The organism is Bordetella genomosp. 12 (genome assembly GCF_002261355.1).
Taxonomy (GTDB): Bacteria; Pseudomonadota; Gammaproteobacteria; order Burkholderiales; family Burkholderiaceae_B; genus Bordetella.
The window spans coordinates 641,251-663,925 of record NZ_NEVU01000003.1 but is presented as its reverse complement, the minus strand read 5'-3'; the positions used below and the strand labels follow the sequence as shown (position 1 = coordinate 663,925).

Annotated in this window: 19 protein-coding genes; 7 read left to right on the top strand and 12 right to left on the bottom strand. The window is 68.1% G+C overall.

All coding sequences use genetic code 11. The annotated features are described in order from the left end of the window. The first annotated feature begins 15 nt into the window (after positions 1–15). Together uca and CAL22_RS15225 are read left to right on the top strand one after the other, a co-directional pair. Complete coding sequence (gene uca, locus CAL22_RS15230; protein ID WP_094814663.1) at positions 16–3,657, top strand: urea carboxylase; 3,642 nt, start codon at positions 16–18, stop codon at positions 3,655–3,657. 1 nt (position 3,658) lies between these two features. Further along, the gene (locus tag CAL22_RS15225; protein WP_094814661.1) at positions 3,659–4,375 is read left to right on the top strand and encodes a GntR family transcriptional regulator; all 717 of its coding nucleotides are present in this window, start codon (positions 3,659–3,661) and stop codon (positions 4,373–4,375) included. An 11-nt stretch (positions 4,376–4,386) separates the two neighbouring features. On the opposite strand, the gene CAL22_RS15220 is transcribed toward CAL22_RS15225, so the two are convergent. The 5 genes from CAL22_RS15220 to kdpA are packed head-to-tail and all read right to left on the bottom strand — an operon-like array spanning position 4,387 to position 12,134. Further along, entirely contained in the window at positions 4,387–5,097 is a 711-nt protein-coding gene (locus CAL22_RS15220; protein ID WP_094814659.1) for a response regulator, read from the bottom strand. Beyond that, entirely contained in the window at positions 5,087–7,747 is a 2,661-nt protein-coding gene (locus CAL22_RS15215; RefSeq protein WP_094814657.1) for a sensor histidine kinase, read from the bottom strand. The genes CAL22_RS15220 and CAL22_RS15215 overlap by 11 nt, the downstream gene beginning before the upstream one ends. A 4-nt stretch (positions 7,748–7,751) precedes the next feature. Further along, positions 7,752–8,378, bottom strand: coding sequence for a potassium-transporting ATPase subunit KdpC (kdpC, locus tag CAL22_RS15210; RefSeq protein ID WP_094814655.1), 627 nt, complete (start codon positions 8,376–8,378; stop codon positions 7,752–7,754). Positions 8,379–8,388: 10 nt separating this feature from the next. Beyond that, positions 8,389–10,443 carry a potassium-transporting ATPase subunit KdpB gene (kdpB, locus tag CAL22_RS15205; RefSeq protein ID WP_094814653.1) on the bottom strand — a complete coding sequence of 685 codons (2,055 nt, stop codon included), beginning with the start codon at positions 10,441–10,443 and terminating at the stop codon, positions 8,389–8,391. An 11-nt stretch (positions 10,444–10,454) separates the two neighbouring features. Next, positions 10,455–12,134 (bottom strand): potassium-transporting ATPase subunit KdpA, encoded by a 1,680-nt coding sequence (kdpA, locus tag CAL22_RS15200; protein ID WP_094816669.1) that lies wholly within the window; start codon positions 12,132–12,134, stop codon positions 10,455–10,457. A gap of 228 nt (positions 12,135–12,362) precedes the next feature. Between kdpA and CAL22_RS15195 the strand changes: the two genes are divergently transcribed. From CAL22_RS15195 to CAL22_RS15185, 3 genes are read left to right on the top strand one after another with little or no spacing between them, the layout of a single operon-like run. Then, positions 12,363–12,737, top strand: coding sequence for a COG4315 family predicted lipoprotein (locus tag CAL22_RS15195; RefSeq protein WP_094814651.1), 375 nt, complete (start codon positions 12,363–12,365; stop codon positions 12,735–12,737). A gap of 12 nt (positions 12,738–12,749) precedes the next feature. Then, positions 12,750–13,274 (top strand): RNA polymerase sigma factor, encoded by a 525-nt coding sequence (locus CAL22_RS15190; protein ID WP_094814649.1) that lies wholly within the window; start codon positions 12,750–12,752, stop codon positions 13,272–13,274. Next, positions 13,271–14,119, top strand: coding sequence for an anti-sigma factor family protein (locus tag CAL22_RS15185; protein WP_094814647.1), 849 nt, complete (start codon positions 13,271–13,273; stop codon positions 14,117–14,119). The genes CAL22_RS15190 and CAL22_RS15185 overlap by 4 nt, the downstream gene beginning before the upstream one ends. Here CAL22_RS15185 and CAL22_RS15180 read toward each other — a convergent pair. The 3 genes from CAL22_RS15180 to CAL22_RS15170 all read right to left on the bottom strand — a co-directional run bounded on the left by CAL22_RS15180 (position 14,103) and on the right by CAL22_RS15170 (position 16,226). Continuing rightward, positions 14,103–14,807, bottom strand: a complete 705-nt coding sequence (locus tag CAL22_RS15180) for an SDR family oxidoreductase (protein ID WP_094814645.1) — start codon at positions 14,805–14,807, stop codon at positions 14,103–14,105. The two genes, CAL22_RS15185 and CAL22_RS15180, sit on opposite strands and share 17 nt — an antisense overlap. A gap of 82 nt (positions 14,808–14,889) precedes the next feature. Beyond that, positions 14,890–15,693 (bottom strand): EamA family transporter, encoded by an 804-nt coding sequence (locus CAL22_RS15175; RefSeq protein ID WP_094816667.1) that lies wholly within the window; start codon positions 15,691–15,693, stop codon positions 14,890–14,892. Between the two features lie 107 nt (positions 15,694–15,800). Beyond that, positions 15,801–16,226 (bottom strand): universal stress protein, encoded by a 426-nt coding sequence (locus tag CAL22_RS15170; protein ID WP_094814643.1) that lies wholly within the window; start codon positions 16,224–16,226, stop codon positions 15,801–15,803. Between the two features lie 167 nt (positions 16,227–16,393). On the opposite strand from CAL22_RS15170, the gene CAL22_RS15165 reads away from it, so the two are divergent. Both CAL22_RS15165 and CAL22_RS15160 read left to right on the top strand, forming a co-directional pair. Continuing rightward, positions 16,394–16,960 (top strand): chromate transporter, encoded by a 567-nt coding sequence (locus tag CAL22_RS15165; RefSeq protein WP_094814641.1) that lies wholly within the window; start codon positions 16,394–16,396, stop codon positions 16,958–16,960. After that, complete coding sequence (locus CAL22_RS15160) at positions 16,957–17,481, top strand: chromate transporter (RefSeq protein ID WP_094814639.1); 525 nt, start codon at positions 16,957–16,959, stop codon at positions 17,479–17,481. Before CAL22_RS15165 ends, CAL22_RS15160 begins: the two co-directional genes overlap by 4 nt. Before the next feature lie 16 nt (positions 17,482–17,497). Here the strand turns inward: CAL22_RS15160 and CAL22_RS15155 are convergent, their stop codons facing one another. The 4 genes from CAL22_RS15155 to fdhF are packed head-to-tail and all read right to left on the bottom strand — an operon-like array spanning position 17,498 to position 22,669. After that, positions 17,498–18,622 carry a methyltransferase gene (locus CAL22_RS15155; protein ID WP_094814637.1) on the bottom strand — a complete coding sequence of 375 codons (1,125 nt, stop codon included), beginning with the start codon at positions 18,620–18,622 and terminating at the stop codon, positions 17,498–17,500. A 51-nt stretch (positions 18,623–18,673) separates the two neighbouring features. Then, positions 18,674–18,934 carry a formate dehydrogenase subunit delta gene (locus CAL22_RS15150; protein ID WP_094814635.1) on the bottom strand — a complete coding sequence of 87 codons (261 nt, stop codon included), beginning with the start codon at positions 18,932–18,934 and terminating at the stop codon, positions 18,674–18,676. A 28-nt stretch (positions 18,935–18,962) separates the two neighbouring features. Continuing rightward, the gene (gene fdhD / locus CAL22_RS15145) at positions 18,963–19,784 is read right to left on the bottom strand and encodes a formate dehydrogenase accessory sulfurtransferase FdhD (protein ID WP_094814633.1); all 822 of its coding nucleotides are present in this window, start codon (positions 19,782–19,784) and stop codon (positions 18,963–18,965) included. A gap of 17 nt (positions 19,785–19,801) precedes the next feature. Further along, entirely contained in the window at positions 19,802–22,669 is a 2,868-nt protein-coding gene (fdhF, locus tag CAL22_RS15140) for a formate dehydrogenase subunit alpha (protein ID WP_094814631.1), read from the bottom strand. Between the last annotated feature and the right edge of the window lie 6 nt (positions 22,670–22,675).

Sequence of the window (22,675 nt, the reverse complement as noted above, 5' to 3'; positions counted from 1 at the left end):
CGGAGAACCGGCATCATGTTCGATACTGTACTCATCGCCAATCGCGGCGAAATCGCCCTGCGGGCCATCCGCAGCCTCAAGCGGCTGGGTGTGCGCAGCGTCGCGGTCTATTCCGATGCGGACCGTGACGCGCCGCACGTGCGCCAGGCCGATATGGCCATCGCCCTGGGCGGGCAGAAGGCAGCCGATAGTTATCTGCGCATTGATCTGTTGCTCGACGCAGCGCGCCGCAGCGGGGCGCAGGCCGTGTTCCCCGGCTATGGCTTTCTTTCCGAGAGCGCGGCGTTCGCGGCCGCCTGCCAGAGCGCCGGCCTGGCTTTCGTGGGCCCTACTGCCGAGCAGATCGAGGAGTTCGGCCTCAAGCATCGGGCGCGCGAATTGGCGCAGGCAGCCGGCGTCCCGATGACGCCGGGCACCGGTTTGTTGCCCAGCCTGGGGCAGGCGCTGGTCGAGGCCGAGCGCATCGGGTATCCGGTGATGCTCAAGACCACGGCCGGCGGCGGGGGCATAGGCCTGTCGCGCTGCGCCAATGAGGCCGAGCTCACGGCGGCTTATGAGGGCGTGCAGCGGCTGGGCGAGCATTTCTTCCGCGACGGCGGGGTATTCCTCGAACGCTACGTCGATCGCGCCCGCCATGTGGAAGTGCAGATCTTTGGCGACGGCCAGGGCCAGGTGGTGGCGCTGGGTGAACGTGATTGCTCCGTGCAGCGGCGCAATCAGAAGGTCATCGAGGAGACGCCCGCGCCGCATCTGCCGCAGGCCACACGCGAGGCCTTGCTGGAGGCCGCCGTGCGCCTGGGCAAATCGGTCAATTACCGCTCCGCGGGCACGGTGGAGTTCATCTATGACGAGCGTGCTGGCCAGTTTTATTTTCTGGAGGTCAATACCCGCTTGCAGGTCGAGCATCCCGTGACCGAGTGCGTCACCGGCCTGGATCTGGTGGAGTGCATGCTGCGCGTGGCCGCCGGCGACGACCTGGACTGGTCGGCCCTGCACCGGCCGCCTCAGGGCGCGGCCATCGAGGTACGCCTTTATGCCGAAGATCCGCTCAAGCAGTTTCAGCCTTCACCCGGCACGCTCACCGAAGTGCATTTTCCGGAGGGGCCGCGGGTCGATGGCTGGATCGCCACCGGCACCGACGTGCCGGCTTTTTACGACCCCTTGCTGGCCAAGCTCATCGTGCATGGGCGCGATCGGGCCGAGGCGCTGGACAAGCTCTCGGCTGCTCTCGGCGCGACGCGTTTGCATGGCATCGCGACCAACCTCGACTACTTGCGGCAGATCGTCGATGACGCGGCGTTTCGCGCGGGTCATCTGAGTACGCGCTTTCTGGACGACTTCGTGTATCGGCCGGCCATGCTGGAGGTGCTGGAGGCGGGCACCTACACCAGCGTGCAGGATTATCCGGGCCGCGAAGGCTATTGGGACGTGGGCGTGCCCCCTTCCGGCCCGATGGACGACTATGCCTTTCGCCTGGCCAATCGCATCGTGGGCAATGCGCCTGATGCCGCCGGCCTGGAGGCGACCTTGTTGGGGCCGACGCTGCGATTCCATGGCGATGCCCTGATTGCACTGACCGGCGCGCCCTGCGCGGTCACGCTGGATGGCCAGCCCATTGCCATGTGGCAGCCCGTGGCGGTCAAGAGCGGACAGGTGCTGAGCACCGGCCGGGTGCAAAGCGGGTGCCGGTTGTACCTGGCCGTGCGCGAGGGCCTGGATGTCCCGGTTTATCTGGGCAGCCGTTCGACTTTTGCCTTGGGGCAATTCGGCGGACATGCCGGGCGCGTGCTGCGCATGGGGGACATGCTGCCCCTGGGCCGGCCTGCGTTGCCGGCCAGCCTGGCCCCGGCCGCGGTGCAGGAGCCCGCCGCCGCGCCCGCCGCCCTGATTCCCGCGTATGGCAGCACCTGGGAGATTGGCGTGCTCTATGGCCCGCACGGCGCGCCCGATTTTTTCACGCCGCAATCCATGGACGATTTCTTCGCAACCGACTGGGAGGTGCATTACAACTCCAACCGCTTGGGCGTGCGTCTGATCGGCCCGAAGCCGGCCTGGGCGCGCGAAAACGGCGGCGAGGCCGGTTTGCATCCGTCCAATATCCACGATTGCGAGTACGCCGTCGGCAGCATCAACTTCACCGGTGACAGCCCGGTGATTCTGACGCGCGACGGCCCCAGTCTGGGCGGCTTTGTTTGCCCGGTAACGATTGCCCGTGCCGAACTCTGGAAGGTGGGGCAGGTCAAGCCGGGCGATCGCATTCGCTTCAAGCGCATCGGCTACGAGGACGCCGTGGCCTTGCAGGCAGCCCAGGATGAGGCCATCGCGGCGCTGACCCCCGTGGCCGAGCCGGCGCCGCAGGCGCCTGCCCGGCGCGCGCCGACCGTCTCGCCGACCGTGGTGGCCGAGCTGCCTGCCAGCGCCACGCATCCCGGTGTGGCTTATCGGCAGGCCGGCGACGGCTATCTGCTGCTCGAGTATGGCGAGAACGTGCTGGAGCTGGCCCTGCGCATGCGGGTGCACCTGCTGATGCAGGCGCTGGCGGCCGCGCCCATTGCCGGCGTACACGAGTTGTCTCCCGGCGTGCGGTCGCTGCAGATACGCTATGACAGCCGCGTCATTCGCCAGGACCGGCTCATCGCGCGGCTGCTGGAGATCGAGGCCGGCTTGCCGGATGTGGCGACGTTGAAGATCCCCACCCGCGTGGTGTATTTGCCCATGGCCTTTGAAGATAGCGCCACGCTGGGGGCGGTGCAGCGGTATCAGGAAACCGTGCGCGCGCAAGCTCCCTGGCTGCCGAACAATGTGGACTTCATTCAGCGCATCAACGGCTTGCCGAGCCGCGAGGATGTCGAGCGCATCGTGTTCGACGCCAGCTACCTCATCATGGGCCTGGGCGACGTGTATCTGGGGGCACCCTGCGCGGTGCCCATCGATCCGCGTCATCGCCTGCTGACCTCCAAGTACAACCCGGCCCGCACCTATACGGCCGAGGGCACGGTGGGTATAGGCGGGGTGTATATGTGCATCTACGGCATGGACTCGCCGGGCGGCTACCAGCTGGTGGGCCGCACGCTGCCGATCTGGAACAAGTTCCTCAAGAATCCGGTGTTTCAGGACGGCAAGCCCTGGCTGCTGCGCTTCTTCGATCAAGTGCGTTTCTATCCGGTCAGCGAGGCGGAGCTCGACGGGCTGCGCGCCGATTTCCGCGAAGGGCGCGCCGGGGTGCGGATCGAGGAAGAGATCTTCGACTTCGCGGCGCATCAGCGCTTTCTGCGCGAGCAAGCCTCGGACATTGCGGCCTTCCAGGCCAGGCAGAAGTCGGCTTTCGATGCCGAAGTCGCCTTGTGGAAGCATGAAGACACTGCCGTGCCTCAACGCCTGCCCGACATGACCGAGGAGGGGGCGCTGGCCGCCGACGAAACCCTGGTCGCGGCCGATATGTGCGGCAGTGTCTGGAAGGTGCCGGTCAGCGTGGGGCAGAGCGTGGCCGCGGGCGACACCTTGGTGATCATCGAGGCCATGAAGATGGAGCTTGCGGTGATCGCGCCTGCCGCGGGTGTCGTGCGGGCCATACGCTGCGTGCCTGGCAAACAGGTCAACAGCGGCGATGCCCTGGTGGTGCTCGCCGAGGAGACGGTCTCCGAGCCGGTCGCCTGACATGGCCGTGGCACTGAACATCAGTCCGGTGCTTGGCCAGCTTGCCTCGGGCTCGCTGGCCGAGTCGGTCTACGACAAGATCAAGGAGGATCTGTTCGAGTTTCGCTTGCTGCCGGGGGATCTGTTCACCGAGGCCGATCTCGTCCAGCGTCTGGGGGTCAGCCGCACGCCGGTGCGGCTGGGCCTGGCGCGCCTGGAGCGTGAGGGGTTCTTGCTCGCGCGTCCGCGCGCGGGCTGGCAGGTGCGGCCCTTTGATTTCGAGCGTTTCGAGGCCCTGTACGACGTGCGCATCGTGCTCGAGCACGCGGCCGTCGAACGCCTGTGCGCCCGTGATCCGCAGGATCCGGCCGGCCTGCTGGGCGCATTGCAGGATGTGTGGTGCGTTCCGCCATCGCAGCGTATCCGGGATGGCCGGCTGGTGGCGCAATTGGACGAGGCGTTTCATTGTTCGGTGGTGGCCGCGGCCGGCAATGCCGAGATGGCCCAGATCCATCGCGATGTCACCGAAAAGATCCGCATCATCCGGCGCCTGGATTTCACCAAGGACTTCCGTGTGGACGCCACGTACGAGGAGCACGCGGCGATTCTGCGCGCCCTCATGGCGCGGCGCGCCGCCGAGGCCATGCGCATGCTGCGCGCCCACATCGAGTTATCCAAGGCCGTGGTGCGCAAGATCACCCTGCATATGTTGCACGAAGCGCGCAACCGCGGGCACTGAGGCCGGCCAGATCAGGCCGGCGGTGCCATGAAGCGCAGGCCCACGCCGGGCTCCGTGGCGATCCAGCGCGGCTCGGCGGCGTTGTCACCGAGTTTTTGCCGCAGCTTGCCGACCAGCACCCGCACATAGTGCGTGTCGTCGGCATGCGCAGAACCCCAGATTTCCTTGAGTATTTGCGGCTGCGTGACCACGCGGCCGCTGTTTTTCAGCAGCAGCGCCAGCAAGGCATATTCCTTGCGGCCCAGCGCCAGGCGGCGCCCGAACAGGTGGACCTCGCGCTTGGCCAGATCGATGCGCAACTGGCCGTCATCGAAGACGACGGGCTCTTCGGCGCTGGCGGCATGCTGGCGCAGCAGCACCCGGATGCGTGCCATCAGTTCCTGCGTGCCGAAGGGTTTGGTGACGTAGTCATTGGCGCCGGCATCCAGCGCCGCGACTTTCTCCGCCTCGCCGGCGCGCACGGTCAGCATGATGACCGGCACTTGCGACCAGGCGCGCAGCTCGCGCAAGACTTCATGGCCGTCCAGGTCGGGCAGGCCGATGTCCAGCACCAGCAGGTCGGCTCCCTGGGTGGCCAGCCTGTCCAGGCCTTCCTGGCCGCTGGCGGCCAGCGCGACCGTATAGCCCTGCGCGCGCAGGCTGATGTCCAGAAAACGGCGGATCTGGGGCTCGTCGTCGATCACCAGAATCCGGGCGGGGTGGGCAAGAGGATCAGTCGGCATCCGAGGGGGGCAGGGGGCGAGGCGGTTCGAGCAAAGGCAATGTCAGGCGTATCAGGGTGCCGGTTCCGTCGGGCCCTGGCAAGGCCTCGACGTGGCCGCCGTGCGCGCCGACCATGCCCTGGGCGATGGTCAGGCCCAGACCGGTGCCCTGATGCCCGCGGTCGCCGCGTTCCACACTGTAGAACATATCGAACACGCGGCGCCGCTCGGGCGGCGGGATCCCCGGGCCCCGGTCCCGCACGTCCAGTTGCAGGCTGTCGCCGGCCTGTCTGGCCGCCACGTCGATGCCCGCCGACGGGGGCGAGAACTTGGCGGCGTTCTCCAGCACGTTGAACAGCGCCTGTTCGATGAGCGCCGGATGCACCCAGATGGGCGGCAGCCCGGCGGCGAGGTCCAGGCGCAGCGTGACGTCGGGCTGGTAGCGGCGCAGGCGAGCCACGGCCGAGCCGACCAGCTCGTCGACGCCGATCCAGTCGCGGTTCAACGTCAGGCCGGTGTGGCCCAGCCGGGTCATGTCCAGCAGGTTCTGGATATAGCGATCCAGGCGATCGCCTTCCAGCAGGATGGTGTCGAGCAGACTTTTGCGATCGTCCTCGCTCATGGCGCTGGCGTAGTTGGCCAGACTGCTGGCCGAGCCGACCATGGCGGCCAGGGGCGAGCGCAGGTCATGCGACACCGAGGACAGCAACGCCGAGCGCAGGCGTTCGGTTTCGTTGGCCACGCGCGCGCTTTCGAGGTCGGAGACCAGACGGGTACGCAGGGCGGCTTGCGCGATGTCGCCCGCCATGGCTTCGGCCAGCCGGCGCGCTTGCGTGGTGGCGCGCGCCGGCGCGGCGCCGAACTTCAGGCCGAGCGCGCCGATGATGGTCGCGCCGCTGCGCAGCGGCAGAAACCACCAGGCCGCGCCGGCCAGGGTGTCGGTGTGGCGGCCGGCCGGCTGCCCGTGCTGCAGCACCCAATCGGCGGCGGCGCGGTCGATGGGGGCGAATGAGGGATCGTCATCGGCCTGGCTGGCCGCGTCGACCGCCAGCCAGGCCGGCACGCCCAGCGAGCGCTCCAGCGCCAGGCGGCCGGCATGCAGGACTTCGCCCAAATCGGCCGCCACGCTCAGTTGCCGGCCCAGGTTCTGCAAGACGGTGGCATGGGCGTTGGCCGAGCGCAGCGCGAGGACTTGCGTGCGTAACTGCGAGGCCATGCGGCCGGCCACCAGCGCCGCGACCAGGAACAGACTGACCGTGGTCAGCCCCTGGCGCGCACTGATGAACAGCGTGAGCTTGGGTTCGATGAAAAAGAAGTTGTAGGCTAGAAAACAGAGCAAGGCAGCAAGCACGGCGGCCGCCATGCGGGTGCGCGCGGCCACCAGCACCACGGCCACGATGAATACCATGGACAGGTCTTCCAGACCCGCCCAGCGCTCGGCGATCCACGCCAGCAGCGTGGCAGCCGCGGCCGCGGCGACAGCGGGCAGAATGTCCTGGCGGCCGGGGCGCGGTGCGTTGGCCGCGCTCTGGCGCGCCCGCGCCCGGGCGGGCGGCGCGCTGATGATGACCAGCTCGTAGTGCGCGCCGCGCTGCAGCAGCTGCTGGGTCAGCGTGCGGTTGAACATGCGTGCGATCGGCCGCTCGCGCGTGCGGCCCACGACCAGGGTAGAGGCCCCGCCGTGCTCGGCGTGATCGAGCAGCGCGTCGGCGACATGCGCGCCGTGCAGGACTTCCGTGTCCGCGCCGAGATGGCGCGCCAGGGTGAAGGCGCGGTCCAGTTCGGCCTGCCGCTGCGGGCTGACCGTGCCGCTGGCCTGCACGGTGACCACGCTCCAGGGCGCATCGCGGCGTTCGGCGATGCGGCGCCCGGCGCGCACCAGGTATTCGGAAGCGCCCATGCCATCGATGGCGATCAGGACGCGCCGCCGCAGGGCGAGGCCAGGCAGGCCGCGCGCGGCCTGCGATTCACGCAGGTCTTCCTCGACATGGTCGGCGGCCGTCTGCATGGCCAGTTCGCGCAGCGCCGCCAGATTGGCGGGCGAGAAGAACGACTGCAGGGCCTGTTCGGCCTGCTCGGGCAGATAGACTTTGCCCTGATGCAGCCGTTCGATCAGTTCGCGCGCCGGCAGGTCGACCAGGCGGATGTCGCGCAAGCGGTCCAGCACGGCGTCGGGCACGGTTTCGCCGACCCGCACACCGGTAATGCGATACACGATGTCATTGAGACTTTCGAGGTGCTGGATGTTGACCGTGGTGTAGACGTCGATACCGGCATCGAGCAGTTCGATCACGTCTTGCCAGCGGCGCTCATGCCGGCTGCCGGGCGCATTGCGGTGGGCCAGCTCGTCGATCAGCGCCACGCGCGGACGGCGTGCCAGCACGGCGTCGAGGTCCAGTTCTTCCAGCAACCTGCCCTGGTAGGGCAGTCGCCGTCTCGGCACGAGCTCCAGCCCCTCGACGAGGGCGGCCGTCTCGCTGCGGCCGTGGGTCTCGACGATGCCGACCACCGTGTCGATGCCCTGCCGCCGCAGATCGCGGGCCCGGGCCAGCATGGCGTAGGTTTTGCCGACGCCGGGCGCGGCGCCGAGAAACACCGTCAGGCGGCCGGCGTCCTGGCGCCGCAGCGCGCCGGCCAGCGCGTCAGCCTTCGTCTCGCGGTTTGCGTTCATGCGGTCAATGTAAACCGTTTGTGGCGGACAGGGCGTCCAGGGCCAGGTTCAGTTGCAAGACGTTGATCCTGGGCTGGCCGAACCATCCCCATTGAGGGCCTTCGGTGTGTTGCGCCACCAGGGCCGCGATGCGCGGGGCGGGCAGCATGCGCGCACGGGCGATCCGGGCGATCTGAATCCGCGCCGATTGCGGGCTGATGTGCGGATCGATGCCGGAACCCGATTGGGTCAGCAGGTCGCCTGGCACCGCCGCCAGCGTGATGCCTTCGCGCGCGGCGATGGCGGCGCGCGTCTGGTCCAGACGCGCGCGCAGCTCGGGGTTGCCGCGCGCCTGATTGCTGCCTGCCAGGGCCATCAGATCGTAGTTGGCGGCAGAGGGGCGGGGCTGAAAGTAGCCGTCGGCGGCGAAAGGTTGCGCGACGAGGGCGGAGCCGATCACCTGGCCTGCGCGCTCAAGCAGGCTGCCCTGAGCCGCGTGCGGAAACAGCGCCCGGCCGATACCGGTGGCCACGAGCGAATAGCTCAGCCCGAACAGCAGCAGGACAATGGCGGCCAGGCCCAGGCTGGGCCGTAGCAGGGCGCCTGGACGGGTGGGCCGCGAGGCCGGGGAGGGGGCGTAAGCAGTAGGCATGTCGGGGTCCTCAGAGGCCGGCCGCGGCGGCCAGCAGCATGTCGATGAGTTTGATGGCCGGAAACGGCAGCAGGACGCCGCCGAGGCCATAGACAAGCATGTTCCGCCGCAGCAGGGCCGTGGCGCCGCCCGCGCGAAAGCGGACCCCGCGCAAGGCCAGCGGGATGAGCAGCGGGATGATGCCGGCATTGAAAATCAGCGCGGCCAGCACCGCATGGGACGGACTGGACAAGTGCATGACATCCAGCGCTGCCATCGACGGCAGGGCGCCGGCGAACAGCGCCGGCAGGATGGCGAAGTACTTGGAGACGTCGTTGGCCAGCGAGAAGGTGGTCAACGCGCCGCGCGTGATGAGCTGTTGTTTGCCGATCTCGACCACGGCCAGCAGTTTGGCCGGGTCGGAATCGAGATCGACCATGTTGCCGGCCTCTTTGGCGGCCTGGGTGCCGGAATTCATCGCCAGGCCCACGTCCGCCTGGGCGAGCGCGGGCGCGTCGTTGGTGCCGTCGCCCACCATGGCGACCAAGTGCCCGCCGGCCTGTTCTTGGCGGATGCGCGCCAGTTTGTCCTGAGGCCGCGCTTCGGCAATGTAGTCGTCCACGCCGGCTTCGGCGGCGATGGCGGCTGCGGTCAAGGGGTTGTCGCCCGTGATCATCACCGTCTTGATGCCCATGCTGCGCAGTTGCGCGAATTTTTCCTTGATACCGTGCTTGACCACATCGGAGAGTTCGACGACGCCCAGCACTTGGGCGCCTTCGGCCACGACCAGGGGCGTGGCGCCCTTGCGGGCGACTTCGCGCACGCGCGCGTCCAGGTCGCTGGCCGCTGCGCCGCCTTGCGCCTGAATGTCGCAGATGATGGCAGGCGCCGCGCCCTTGCGGATGCGGCGGCCATCGGGCAGATCCACGCCCGACATGCGGGTGTGCGCGCTGAAGGCGATGAAATGCGCCTCTGGCAGCGACCCGGCTGCAAACGCGTCCGCGCCGATCAGCTTGACGATGGATTTGCCCTCGGGCGTGGGGTCTGCCAGCGAGGCCAGCAGGGCCGCCTGGCGCAGGCGCGCCGGGTCGATCCCGGCCAGCGGATGCAGCGCCGTGGCCTGCCGGTCGCCGTGGGTGATGGTGCCGGTCTTGTCCAGCAGCAGGACGTCGATGTCGCCAGCCACTTCCACCGCCTTGCCGGATTTTGCCAGCACATTGGCGCGTAACGCACGGTTCATTCCCGCGATGCCGATGGCCGGCAGCAGGCCGCCGATGGTGGTGGGGATCAGGCACACCAGCAAGGCGATGAGCAGCAGGGGATCGAGCCGCAGGCCGACGAATGCGGCGATGGCGGGCAGCGTGCCGACCACGATCACAAAGGTCAGGGTCATGGTGGCCAGCAGCAGGCCCAGCGCCACTTCATTGGGCGTCCTCTGGCGGTTGGCGCCTTCGACCAGCGCGATCATGCGGTCCAGGAAGCTGTCGCCGGGCTGCGCGCAGACGCGCACTACGATCTCATCGGAGAGCACTTTGGTGCCGCCGATCACGCCCGAGCGGTCGGTGCCGGCCTCACGCAACACGGGCGCGGACTCGCCGGTGACGGCCGACTCGTTGATGGTGGCCAGCCCACGCACGATCTCGCCATCAGCCGGAATGAGCTCGCCCTCGGCGACTTTTACCAGATCGCCCGGCCGCAAGTCCGTGGCCGCGACGGTCTGCGTCGCGCCTGAGTCGTCGCCAGGGGCCATGCGGCGCGCCAGCAGGTCTTGGCGAGCGCGGCGCAGCGAGGCGGCCTGGCCACGCCCGCGCGCCTCGGCCACGGCCTCGGCGAAGTTGCCAAACAGCACGGTGATCGTCAGCAGCGCGGTCACGCTCCAGCCGAGGCCGGCCGGCGTGCTGCCCAGCGCCGTGAGCGCGGCGCACAACAGTGCGCCCAGCCAGACGACGGCCATGACGGGATTTTTGTATGCGTGCTGTGGCGCCAGTTTGGTGAAAGTCGCCAGCAGGGCTGTCCGCCAGCCTGCGGCATCGAGCAATACGGCGCGTTGGCCGCGCCCCGGCAAGAAGGAAGAGATGTCTGTCATGGTGGGTCGCCTCATTGCGCCGTAAGCGCCAGATGGTCGGCCACCGGGCCGAGCACCAGCACCGGCATGAACTGCAGCAGGGTCAGGATGACGATGATCGCGATCAGGGTCAGCGCGAAGGTGGGTGTTTCGATCTGCAGGCTGCCCGGCCCCTGGGGCACGGCGCGTTTGCGGGCCAGCATCGCGGCGATGGCCAGCGGCAGAATGAGCGCCGGATAGCGGCCCAGCGCGAGCACGGCCGCGCCGCTCAGATTCCACCAATACGTCGCATCTCCCAATCCTTCGAAGCCCGATCCATTGTTGGCGTAGGCCGAGGCATATTCATAAAAGACCTGGCTGATGCCGTGAAAGCCAGGATTGGAGTTGCCGGCCAGGGAGGGCAGGGTCAGCGCGATCGCCGTCATGCCCAGCAAAACCAGGGGTTGCAACAGCACCAGGACGGCCAGCAGCCTGACTTCCGGAGCTTCGATCTTGCGCCCGAAGAGTTCCGGGGTGCGGCCGGTCATCAAGCCGGCCAGAAATACGCTGAGCAGCAGATAGACGAGAAACTGCTGCAGGCCGCAGCCGATGCCGCCCCAGATCGCATTGATCAGCATATTGCCCAGCGCCACCAGCCCGGTCAGCGGTGCCAGCGAGTCATGCATGGCGTTGACGGATCCATTGCTGGTCTGCGTGGTCAGCGCGGCCCACAAGGCCGACGCATCGGCGCCCAGCCGCACTTCCTTGCCCTCCATCAGGGCGATATCGGCCGAGGTGGCGGAATGGCCTTCCGACCACAGCGACAGCCCGGTCGAGACCAAGGACATCGCCAGCATCGCGCCGAACACCAGCACCGTGAATCGCCAGCGGCCGGTGAACGGGCCGACCATGAACACGACGGCCACCGGCAGCAGGATGAGCGCCAGCGTTTCGATCAGGTTGGACAGCGGGGTCGGATTCTCCAGCGGCACGGCGCTGTTCGGGCCATACCAGCCGCCGCCATTGGTACCGAGCTGCTTGGCGGCGACCATCGCGGCGACCGGGCCCAGCGGAATTTTCTGCTGCGTCATCGCCACGTGGGAGTCCACCGGCCGGGCCACGGGCCCGCCTTCGAGGGTGGCGGGCACGCCTTGCCAGGTCAGCAGGGCCGACAGCAGCAGGCACAGCGGCAGAAACAGCCGCACGGCCGGCCGGATCACATCGGCCCAGTAATTACCCAGATCGCGTGGCGCGGCCGCGCGGCCGCCGAACAGGCCGCGCAACGTGGCGGCGACCAGCGCCAGCCCCATCAGTGGCGTGACGACTTGCAGGCCGACGATGCCGGTCATTTGTGCCAGGTAGGACAGCTGGGCCTGGCCCGAGTAATGCTGCTGATTGGTGTTGGTGACGAACGACACCATGGTGTGCAGCGCCAGATCCCAGCGCATATTGGGCGCTTCGTTGGGATTCAGGGGCAGCCAGGCCTGGGTCATGAACAGCAGCCACACCACGCCGCCCAGCACGGCATTGCTGGCCAGAAAGGCGGTGACATACGCTTTGCCGCTCATGCCTTGCGCCGGGTCCACCCCAAGCAGGCGGTACAGCGGGCGCTCGATCAGGCCAAACAAGCGATCGCCGCGCATGGGAGCGCCCCGCATTACGGCGGCCAGATAATGGCCCATCGGCCAGCCCAGCGCGATCGCAAGCGCCAGCACGAAAATAAACTCGGTCATGAATCCCACCCGGAAAGCCGTCATGGCAGTGGCGGAATTCTCTTCCTGAGCGCCGTAAACTCTCCATGCCCGGGCAGGGGGCGGGGCGTCAATTCTGCGTAAATTCTGGCCCCGACGGGCTGGCCCGCCGTGCCTGGCCGGACTTTTTTTGCTGCCCCCGGGAATAATCCGCACGCCCGCGGCGTCCATCGTCAGGCAACACCCGACTTTCCCTTTAGGAGCGAGACGATGAAACGACATTCCGCCACCCTGGCCCTCGTGGGCCTGACCCTGGTTGCCGGCAGCGCCTTGGCGCAGGCTCCGGCCAAAACCGACGCCGGCATGCTGGTCGATGCCCAGGGCATGACGCTCTACACCTTTGACAAAGACAGCGCGGGCAGCGGCAAGAGCGCCTGCAACGATGCCTGCGCCAAGGCCTGGCCCCCGCTTGCCGCCGCCAACGGCGCCAAGGCGCAGGGCGATTGGAGCATCGTCACCCGTGACGACGGCAGCAAGCAGTGGGCCTACAAAGGCAAACCGCTTTACTTGTTCGCCAAGGACAGCAAGGCCGGCGACAAAACGGGCGACAACTTCAAGGACGTATGGCACATTGTGAAGCCCTGATACGGGATTCCCATGTCCGGCGATATCGAAGCCCTGATCGTGGCCTGCATTCCCAGCCTGCGGCGCTACGCCCGCGGGCTGACGGGCGATCGCGACCGGGCCGATGATCTGGTGCAGGACACGCTGGAGCGGGCCTGGCGCCGTTACTCGCGCTGGCAGCGGCGCGGTGAGCTGCGTGCCTGGATGTTCGGCATCATGCACAACCATTTCATCGACGGGCTGCGCGCCCACAAGCGCCAGCCCGAATTCTCCGGCGACACGGCCTTGGATGCCGTGCCGGCGCGGCCCACCCAGGATGACGGCCTGGCCGTGCGCGATCTGGATCGCTGTCTGGCCCGCCTGTCCGAAGACCAGCGCGCCATCATTTTGCTGATCTCGGTGGAGGAGTTCAGCTACCAGGAGGCCGCGCGCGTGCTGGACGTGCCGGTCGGCACCGTGATGTCGCGGCTGTCCCGCGCCCGTGAGCGGCTGGCCGCCTTACTGGCCGAAGCGCCGCCGGCGCGCGCGCCGGCCACTTTGCACCGCATCAAACCATGAAAGACGACTCTCTTGCCTGTGGCGCTCCGATCGCCGAGGCCGATCTCCACGCCCTGGTCGATGGGCAATTGACGCCCGCCCGGCGGCAGGAAGTGCTGGCCTATCTGGCAGGCAACGCGGCCGCCCAGCATCAGGTCGAGCAATGGACGCAGCAAAAGGCGTTGTTGCACGCGCATCTGGACGAGGTGCTGGACGAGCCGCTGCCCTTACGGTTGCCGTTGCGTGCCGCGCCCGCGCGGCCGTGGGGCTGGGCGCTGGCGGCCGGCATACTGATCGCCGCGGTCAGCGGCAGCGCGGCATGGATGGCGCGTGGCGCCATGGAGAACCAGGCGCAACGCAGCCAGTTGGCCCAGGCCGCCGACAGTGGCGGCTTTGCCCAGCGCGCAGCGGTCGCGCACGCCGTCTTCGCCGCCGACATGCGCCGGCCGGTCGAAGTGGGCGCGGATCAGGAGCAGGCCATGGTCACCTGGCTCACGCGGCGTCTGGGGGCCAGGGTGCATGCGCCGGTGCTGGCCTCGGCCGGCTACGAGCTGGTGGGCGGGCGGGTGTTGCCCGGCGGGCGCGGCGCCGTGGCGCAACTGATGTACAGCTCGCAGGCCGGCCAGCGGCTGACGCTGTATGTCACCCATGAGGCGGCGGGCGATGCCGCGGCCTTCCGCTATATGCAGGATGGGCCGGTGCGCGTGTTCTACTGGATCGAGGGCAAGCTGGGCTATGCGCTGTCGGGCGCGGTGTCGCGCGAGGAGCTGCTGCGCCTGGCCCAGGAGGTCTACCGGCAGCTAGACCCTGCGCAGGAAGGCCCGGGCTCGGGCAGCCCGGGCGCGCCGGCTATACCGAACGGGTGATGCCGCCGTCGATGCGGATATTCTGGCCCGTGATGTAACTGGATTGCTCCGAAGCCAGAAAGGCGATGAGGTTGGCGACTTCCTCGGCGCGGCCATAGCGGCCCATGGGGATGCGGCCGCGCCGGTCTTCCTTCTCGGGCAGGCTGTCGATGAACCCGGGCAGCACATTGTTCATGCGCACATTGTCCGGCGCATACTCATCGGTGAACAGTTTCGTGAAGGCGGCCAGCCCTGCGCGGAACACGCCCGAGGTCGGGAACGCCGCTTCCGGTTCGAAGGTCGCGTAGGTCGAGATGTTGACGATGGAGCCGCCGCGCTGGGCCTGCATGATGGGGGTGACCAGCCGGGTGATGCGCACCACGTTCAGCAGATAGAACTCCATGCCGCGGGTCCAGTCGGCGTCGCTGATCTCCAGCAGCTCGCCCTTGGGGCCGTGGCCGGCGCTGTTGACCACGGCGTCGATACGGCCCCAGCGTTGCAGGGTGGCATCGACCAGGCGGGCGATGTCGGCGGGTTCCAGATTCGAGCCGGTCACGCCCAGGCCGCCCAGTTCCGCAGCCAGGGCTTCGCCCTTGCCCGAGGAGGACAGGATGGCGACCTGAAAGCCGTCGGCGGCGAGCTTGCGCGCGGCGGCCGCGCCCATACCGCTGCCTGCGGCCGTGAGGATGGCGACTTTTTGCTGGCTCATGTGTGCTCCGTGTGTGCGAAAAGGGGAGGCTTTATTTGAGCAGGGGCGACCAGGCCGCGCAAATCCGGCCCTGGAGCCGGGCTCAGGCGCGGCGGCTGCTGGCGGTAATGCCAGCCGATGCGATCACGATGGCGGCGACCGCCAGCCATTGGGTCAGGCTCAGCGTCTCTCCGAGGAAAAACAGCCCCGAGAAGGCGCCGAACACGGGTTCCAGGCTGAGCAGCGTGCCGAAGGTGCGCGCCGGCAAGCGCTGCAGCACCTGCATCTCCAGCGCATAGGGCAGGGCGCTGGATAGTAGCGCCACGGCGATCGCCCAGGGCAGCAGGGCGGGGGCGAACATGGCCGCCGCGCCGGCATGGGCCAGGCCGAAGGGCAGCACCCCCAGCGCGGCGATGCCCGCGGCCAGGGCGACGGTGCGCGAACCATGGCGCAAGCCCGCGCGCTGGCCGAACACGATGTAAAGCGCCCAGCACAGGCCGGCGCCCAGCGCATAGGCCACGCCTTGCGGATCCAGGCTGCTGAGGTCGTCGCCGTGCGGGATCAGGGCCAGCAGGCCGGCCGCGGCCAGTGCGATCCAGGCAAAGTCGCGCAGCCGGCGCGAAGTCAGTACCGCCACGGCGAAGGGGCCGGTGAACTCCAGCGCCACCGCGATGCCCAGCGGGACGGTCCGCAAGGCCATGTAGAACATCAGGTTCATGCCGCCCAGCGTCAGCCCGTACAGGGCGACATCGCGCCAGCCGCGGGCATCGAGCGTCAGGCGCCAGGGCTTGAGAATGGGCAGCAGAATCAGCGCCGAGAAAAACAGGCGCAGCGCGGCCGTGCCCTGGGCGCCGACCGCGGGGAAAAGCGTTTTGGCCAGTGCCGCCCCGCCTTGCAGCGAGGCCATGGCGATGAGCAGCAGAACGACGGGGTAGAGCGGAGAGCGGGACATGAGGCCGAAGATGAAGTCAGCCCGCGATTCTACGGCACCGCGCCTTCAGGCCGCCCGGCCCCTCATTGCACCAGCGTGACGGGCCGGTCGGCCAGGCTGACCACCTTGGTGGTGACCGATCCCAGCAGCACGCTGGCGACCGAGCCCAGGCCGCGCGTGCCCATGACGATCTCGCTGGCCTGGCAGGCCTGGGCCACGCGGATGATGGATTCGGCGACCGCCCCGATTTCGTTGTGCACGGTGTAGGGCAGGCCAGCGCGGTCGAGCAAGGCGCGGGCGGCCTTCAGGGCCGTGGCGCTTTCTTCGGCGTGGTAGGCGTCGATATCCTCCTGCCGCAGGCCAAGGTGCAAGCCCTGGCGCAAGAGCGGGGGCTGCACGGTCACCAGATGCACCTCGCTCAGCTTGGGGTAGAGCCTGGGGTTCAGGACGGTGGCCACGGCCCGCAAAGCATGTTCCGAACCATCGACGGGGACGACAACCGGTTGCATGATTTTCCTCCTGGACAGGCGCCAGACAGGCGCCGCTGCTTACACTGTAAATCACAATGGCCGCGGTTGCTCACCGGCCCGGGCGGCGGGATTTGCGGCCAGCCCGGGTCAGGAGTAGCCTTGCCGCCACATTCGAATAAAGCCCGCTTGAGACCCGCGCGCCCCCCATGACAGCCATCACGCCCGAGACCGATCCAGGCCGCCACCGGCCATCCTGCGGCCAGCTTTTTTACGGCTTTTTCCGCCTGGGCATTTCCGCCTTTGGCGGCGCCTTGCCGCTGGCGCGCCGCATGCTGGTGGAGAAAGAACGCTGGCTCAGCGGCGATGAGTTCACCGACCTGCTGGGGCTGTGCCAGTTTCTGCCGGGGGGCAACATCATCAACCTGTCGGTCGCGGTGGGCGCGCGCTTTCACGGCCCGCGTGGCGCGTTCGCGGCCCTGATGGGCCTGATACTGGCGCCGTCGATCATCGTGATCATGCTGGGAACCATCTACCAGCGCTACGAAGGCGACCCGCACATTCAGCATATGTTCGCCGGCCTGGCGGCGGCCGCTGCAGGCTTGTTGATCTCCATGGCCGTCAAGATCGCGCGCCCGTTGCGCGGCAACTGGCCCGGTATCGCGATCGCGCTGGCCTGCTTTGCCGCGATCGCCGTCCTGCGGCTGCCTTTGCTGCCCTCGATGCTGGTGCTCACGCCGCTCAGTATCTTTCTGACCTGGCGGAGACGGCGATGATTTCCACCCTGGTTGCGCTGGCCCTCATCTTCACGCAGCTCTCGCTGCTGGCCTTCGGCGGCGGCAATACCATCCTGCCGGAAATGCAGCGCCAGGTCGTCGAGGTCCATCAGTGGATGTCGGCGGCCGATTTTGGCGCGCTGTTCGCCCTGGGTCAGGCCGCGCCCGGCCCCAACCTCATGGTCGTCACGCTGGTCGGATGGCATGTGGCCGGCTGGATGGGCGTGCTGGTGACGACCATCGCCAAATTCGGCCCCTCTTCGGTGGTCGTGGTGCTGGCGCTCGGCCTGTGGGAGCGTTTCAAGGAAAAGCCCTGGCGTGCCGTGGTGCAGGCGGGGATTTTTCCCATGACCGCCGGCCTGATGGCGGCCAGCGCGGCCCTGATCACCTACGCCTCGGCGCATGACGCGGCCACCGCCGCCATTGCCGCGGCCGCCGCGCTGGCCGCCACGCTCACGCGCGTGCATCCGCTCTGGCTGCTGGCCGCCGGCGCGCTGGCGGGATTGTTGTTCGGGGGGTAAACCCGCCCGCTGCGGTTCAGGCGCAGGCCAGGCGCCAGAGCGAGGTCAGCTCTTGCGATCGCGCCCGATGCAAGGGATCGGTGGTGTCGAGCGCGCGCGGATGTTGCGGCCGCGCGGTGTGGCGTTGCACCACCCGCAGGCTGGCCTGCGCGATCCATTGCTGCAGATCGTCCGGGCCGCGCAGGCCCAGATGCTCGGCCAGGTCGGACAGGATCAGCCAGCCCTCGCCGCCGGGCAGTAAGTGGTCCGGCAGCCCCTGTAAAAAAGCCCGCAGCATGCGGCTGTCGGGGTCATACACGGCATGTTCGATCGGCGAGCTGGGCTTGGCGGGCAGCCAGGGCGGGTTGCACACGACGAGCGCGGCCCGCCCTGACGGAAACAGATCGGTCTGTTGCAGGCAGACGCGCTCGCTCAGCCCCAGACGTTGCAGATTGGCTTGCGCGCAGGCCAGCGCGCGCGCGTCCAGGTCGGTGGCGGTCACGGCATGCGGGCTGCGGCGCGCGAGGACGGCGGCCAGAACACCCGTGCCGGTGCCGATGTCGAAGATCGGGCCTTGCGGCAGGGGCGCCTGGGCCACCAGATCGATGTACTCGCCACGCACCGGCGAATACACGCCGTAGCAGGGGTGGATGCGTTGCCCGCCCAGCGCGGCGATGGCCACGCCTTTTTTCTGCCACTCATGGGCGCCGAGCAGGCCTTGCAATTCGCGCAACGACATCAGGCAAGGCGCGGCCACGCCAGCGGCGGCGCAGACCGGCGCCACCGACGGCGCGCGCCGCAGCGCCAGGTCATGATCCGGGCCGATTTCGATCAGCAGTTTGCCCAGCGTGCGCGCGCGCTGGGCTTGCCACATGCGGTGCTGATTGAAACGGTCGCGCGGCGTCTCGGCCGCCTTGGGCGGCCGTTTGTCCATGCGTCGCGTCATGGCCTGGAGCAATTGGCGGGCGTTGTGAAAGTCGCCGCGCCACAGCAGGGCGGTGCCTTCGCACGCCTTGCGGTAAGCCACGTCCGCGGGCATGCGGTCGTCGATGACCTCGATGCGGGTCGGCGCCGCAGCGCCGCTTTCCGATTGCCAGCGCGCCTGGCGGGCCGATCCGTCGGCGTCGGTCCAGTGGACCAGGGTGATGGGGGGGGAAGACATAGGCGGCAATGTAGCCGGTTTTTACCGCCGCCGGGGCGGGCCCCCGGCAGTTCAGGGCCGGCGGGCCTGGCGCGGCGTCAGGCGGGCGGTGTTCTGCATGACCGACAGGCGCAGCAGCGGATGCAGGCTGATGTCGGCCGCCTGCCCATCCGGATGCGCGGCCAGAAAATCCAGCAGTTGCCAGCGCATGCGGGGTTCCCAGAATTTCTCGATGTGATTGGCGATGCCTTCGAGGGCTTCGGCGTTGTCGGGGTAGGCCTCGAAGAAGTCGCCGATGCGGTTGGCCATGCGGATGAGGTTCGTGGCGTCCATAAGAGATTCGGGTTGATGCAGCCGGCGTTCAGACGAGCCGGCCGGGATGGGCATAGAGCGTGGCGTCCTCACCGCGCACAAAGCCGGCCAGCGCCAGCCCGGTCTGCTCGGCGAGGCGCTGCGCCAGGGCGGTCGGGGCAGAGACGGCGGCCAGGACGCCGATGCCGGCGCTGGCGGTCTTTTGCACCATTTCGAAGCTGGCGCGGCTGGAGACGACGACCATGCCCTGCGCGGCGGGCAGCCCGGCGCGCGCCAGCGCGCCGATGAGTTTGTCCAGGGCGTTGTGCCGCCCGACGTCCTCGCGCACCAGCCGCAATTCGCCCGAGGCATCGGCCCAGCCTGCGGCGTGCGTGGCGCCGGTGATCTCGTGCAGCACCTGGCGGGCGCGCAGTGCGCGCATGGCCGCCAACAGGCCAGCCAGCGGCAGCGCAGGCTGGGGCGGCAAGGGGGCGACCGGACGCATGACTTCGGGCAGCGTCTCCACGCCGCACAGGCCGCAGCCGGTGCGGCCTGCCATGGCGCGGCGTCGCTGCTTGAGCTGGACCTCGCAGGCGGTGGCGATTTCGAGTTGCACCACGATGCCGTCGGGACGCGGCTGCAGGTCGATGCCGCGCACGTCGCTGGCCGCGCCGACGATGCCTTCGCTCAGGGCAAAGCCGAGCGCGAAGTCCTCGAGATCGGCCGGCGTGGCCAGCATGGTGGCGTGGCTGATCCCATTGAACTCGAGCGCCACCGGCGTCTCTTCGGCCAGCAGGTCCGTGTCGGGTTCGCGCTGCTTGCGTTCGGCGCGCACGCGCCAGACCTCGACCTTGCGATGGTCGGGCCAGTTGCTTGCATCGGATGCGGTCATGACGGGTCTCGCAGGCGTTATTTCCCGGCCAGCACGGCTGTATCGCGGTCGTTAAGCAGGCGCTGCTGCGTCGCGGTAAAGCGCGTCCATTGGCGCTGCCATTCCGAGGGTTGCGATACCCGCGTGACCTGGACGGCCGTCACCTTGTACTCCGGGCAGTTGGTGGCCCAATCCGAGTTGTCGGTCGTGACCACATTGGCGCCGGATTCCGGGAAGTGGAATGTCGTATATACCACGCCGGGCTGCACCCGGTCTGTCAGCGTGGCGCGCAGCACGGTTTCGCCCGCGCGGCTTTGTATGCCGACCCAATCCCCCTCGCGCACGCCGCGGTCCTCGGCATCCTGCGGATGCATCTCCAGCACGTCTTCCGCATGCCAGCGCACATTCTCCGTGCGGCGAGTCTGCGCGCCGACGTTGTACTGCGACAGGATGCGGCCCGTGGTGAGCAGCAGCGGAAAGCGGCGCGTGCTGCGTTCGTCGGTGGCGACATAACGCGTGATCATGAAACGCCCCTTGCCGCGCACGAAACCGTCGACATGCATGATGGGGGTGCCCTGCGGGCTGTCGTCGTTGCAGGGCCATTGCAGGCTGCCGGCGCGCTCCAGTTTGTCGTAGGTCACGCCGCTGAAAGAGGGCGTCAGGCGCGCGATCTCGGCCATGATCTCCGACGGATGGCGGTAGTTCATGGGATAACCCAGCGCATTGGACAGCGCCATGGTGATTTCCCAGTCGGCCATGCCATTGCGCGGCTCCATCACTTTGCGCACACGCGAAATGCGGCGCTCGGCATTGGTGAACGTGCCATCCTTTTCGAGAAAGGACGAACCCGGCAGAAAGACGTGGGCGTACTTGGCGGTCTCGTTCAGAAACAGATCCTGCACCACGATGCACTCCATGGCCGACAGGGCGGCGGCCACGTGCTGGGTGTTGGGATCGGATTGCACGATGTCCTCGCCCTGGCAGTACAGCCCCAGGAAACTCCCGGCCAGCGCGGCTTCGAACATATTGGGAATGCGCAGCCCCGGCTCGGGCTGCAGCGTCACGCCCCAGTCGGCCTCGAACAGCGCGCGCGCCTCGTTGTCGGAAATATGGCGGTAGCCAGGCAGCTCATGCGGAAAAGACCCCATGTCGCAAGAGCCTTGCACATTGTTCTGTCCGCGCAGCGGGTTCACGCCCACGCCTTCACGGCCGATATTGCCCGTGGCCATGGCCAGATTGGCGATGGCCATGACGGTGGTCGAGCCCTGGCTGTGTTCGGTCACGCCCAGGCCGTAATAGATGGCGGCGTTGCCCGCGCCGGCATACAGCCGTGCCGCGCCGCGCACCACCTCGGCCGGCACGCCGGTCACGTCCTGGGTGGCTTCGGGCGCGTGCTCGGGGCGGGCCACGAATTGCTTCCATTGCTCGAAGGCGGGGGTTTCGCAACGTTCGGCCACGAAGGCCTCGGCGACCAGACCCTCGGTGACGATGACGTGCGCCAGGGCGGTCAACAGGGCCACATTGGTGCCGGGGCGCACCTGCAAGTGGTAGTCGGCCTTGATGTGCGGCGCGTCGACCAGTTCGATGCGGCGCGGGTCGATGACGATGAGCCGCGCGCCCTGGCGCAGGCGTTTTTTCAGGCGCGAGGCGAACACGGGATGCCCGCTGCTGGGATTGGCGCCCATGACGATCACGACGTCGCTGTGCATGACCGAGTCGAAGGTCTGCGTGCCGGCCGATTCGCCCAGCGTCTGCTTCAGCCCGTAGCCCGTGGGCGAATGGCACACCCGCGCGCAGGTGTCGACATTGTTGGTGTTGAAGGCGGCGCGAATCAGCTTTTGCACCAGCCAGGTTTCTTCGTTGGTGCAGCGCGACGAGGTGATGCCGCCGACCGCATCGCGGCCATGGCGCGCCTGGATGCGACGGAACTCGGACGCTGCATAATCGATGGCTTCGTCCCAGGACACTTCCTGCCAGGGATCGCTGATGCGCTTGCGTATCATGGGCTTGAGTACGCGCTCGCGGTGCGTGGTGTAGCCCCAGGCGAAGCGGCCTTTGACGCAAGAGTGGCCACGGTTGGCCTGCCCGTCTTTCCAGGGCACCATGCGCACCACTTCCTGGCCTTTCATCTCGGCCTTAAAGCCGCAGCCCACACCGCAATAGGCGCAGGTCGTGACGACGGCGTGTTCGGCCTGGCCCATCATGATGACGGTTTTTTCCTGCAGCGTCGCGGTCGGGCAAGCCTGCACACAGGCGCCACAGGACACGCACTCGCTTTCCATGAAGGGCTGGTCCTGGCCCGCAGAGACGCGGGCATCGAAGCCCTTGCCGGAAATGGTCAGCGCAAAGGTGCCTTGGGTTTCCTCGCAGGCGCGCACGCAACGGTTGCACACGATGCACTTGGACGGATCGTAGCTGAAGTAGGGGTTGGATTCGTCCTTGGCCGCCTGCAGATGATTGGCGCCGCCGTGGCCGTAGCGCACATTGCGCAGGCCCACCACGCCCGCCATGTCCTGCAGTTCGCAATCGCCATTGGCCGCGCAGGTCAGGCAATCGAGCGGATGGTCGGAGATATAGAGTTCCATCACGCCGCGGCGCAGCTCGTGCAGCTTGGGCGTTTCGGTGATCACCACCATGCCGTCCTCGGCCGGCGTCGTGCACGAGGCCGGGTAGCCGCGCCGGCCTTCGATCTGCACCAGGCAGAGCCGGCAGGAACCGAAGGCCTCCAGACTGTCCGTGGCGCATAGCTTGGGGATGTTGATGCCTGCTTCGGCGGCGGCCCGCATGACCGACGTGCCCTCGGGCACGCGGATGGTCTGGCCGTCTATGGTGAGGCTGACCAGGCGTTCGCTCACGCGAGCCGGTGTTCCCAGGTCGCGGTCGCGTTTGATGACGGTTTCCAGCATGGCGGG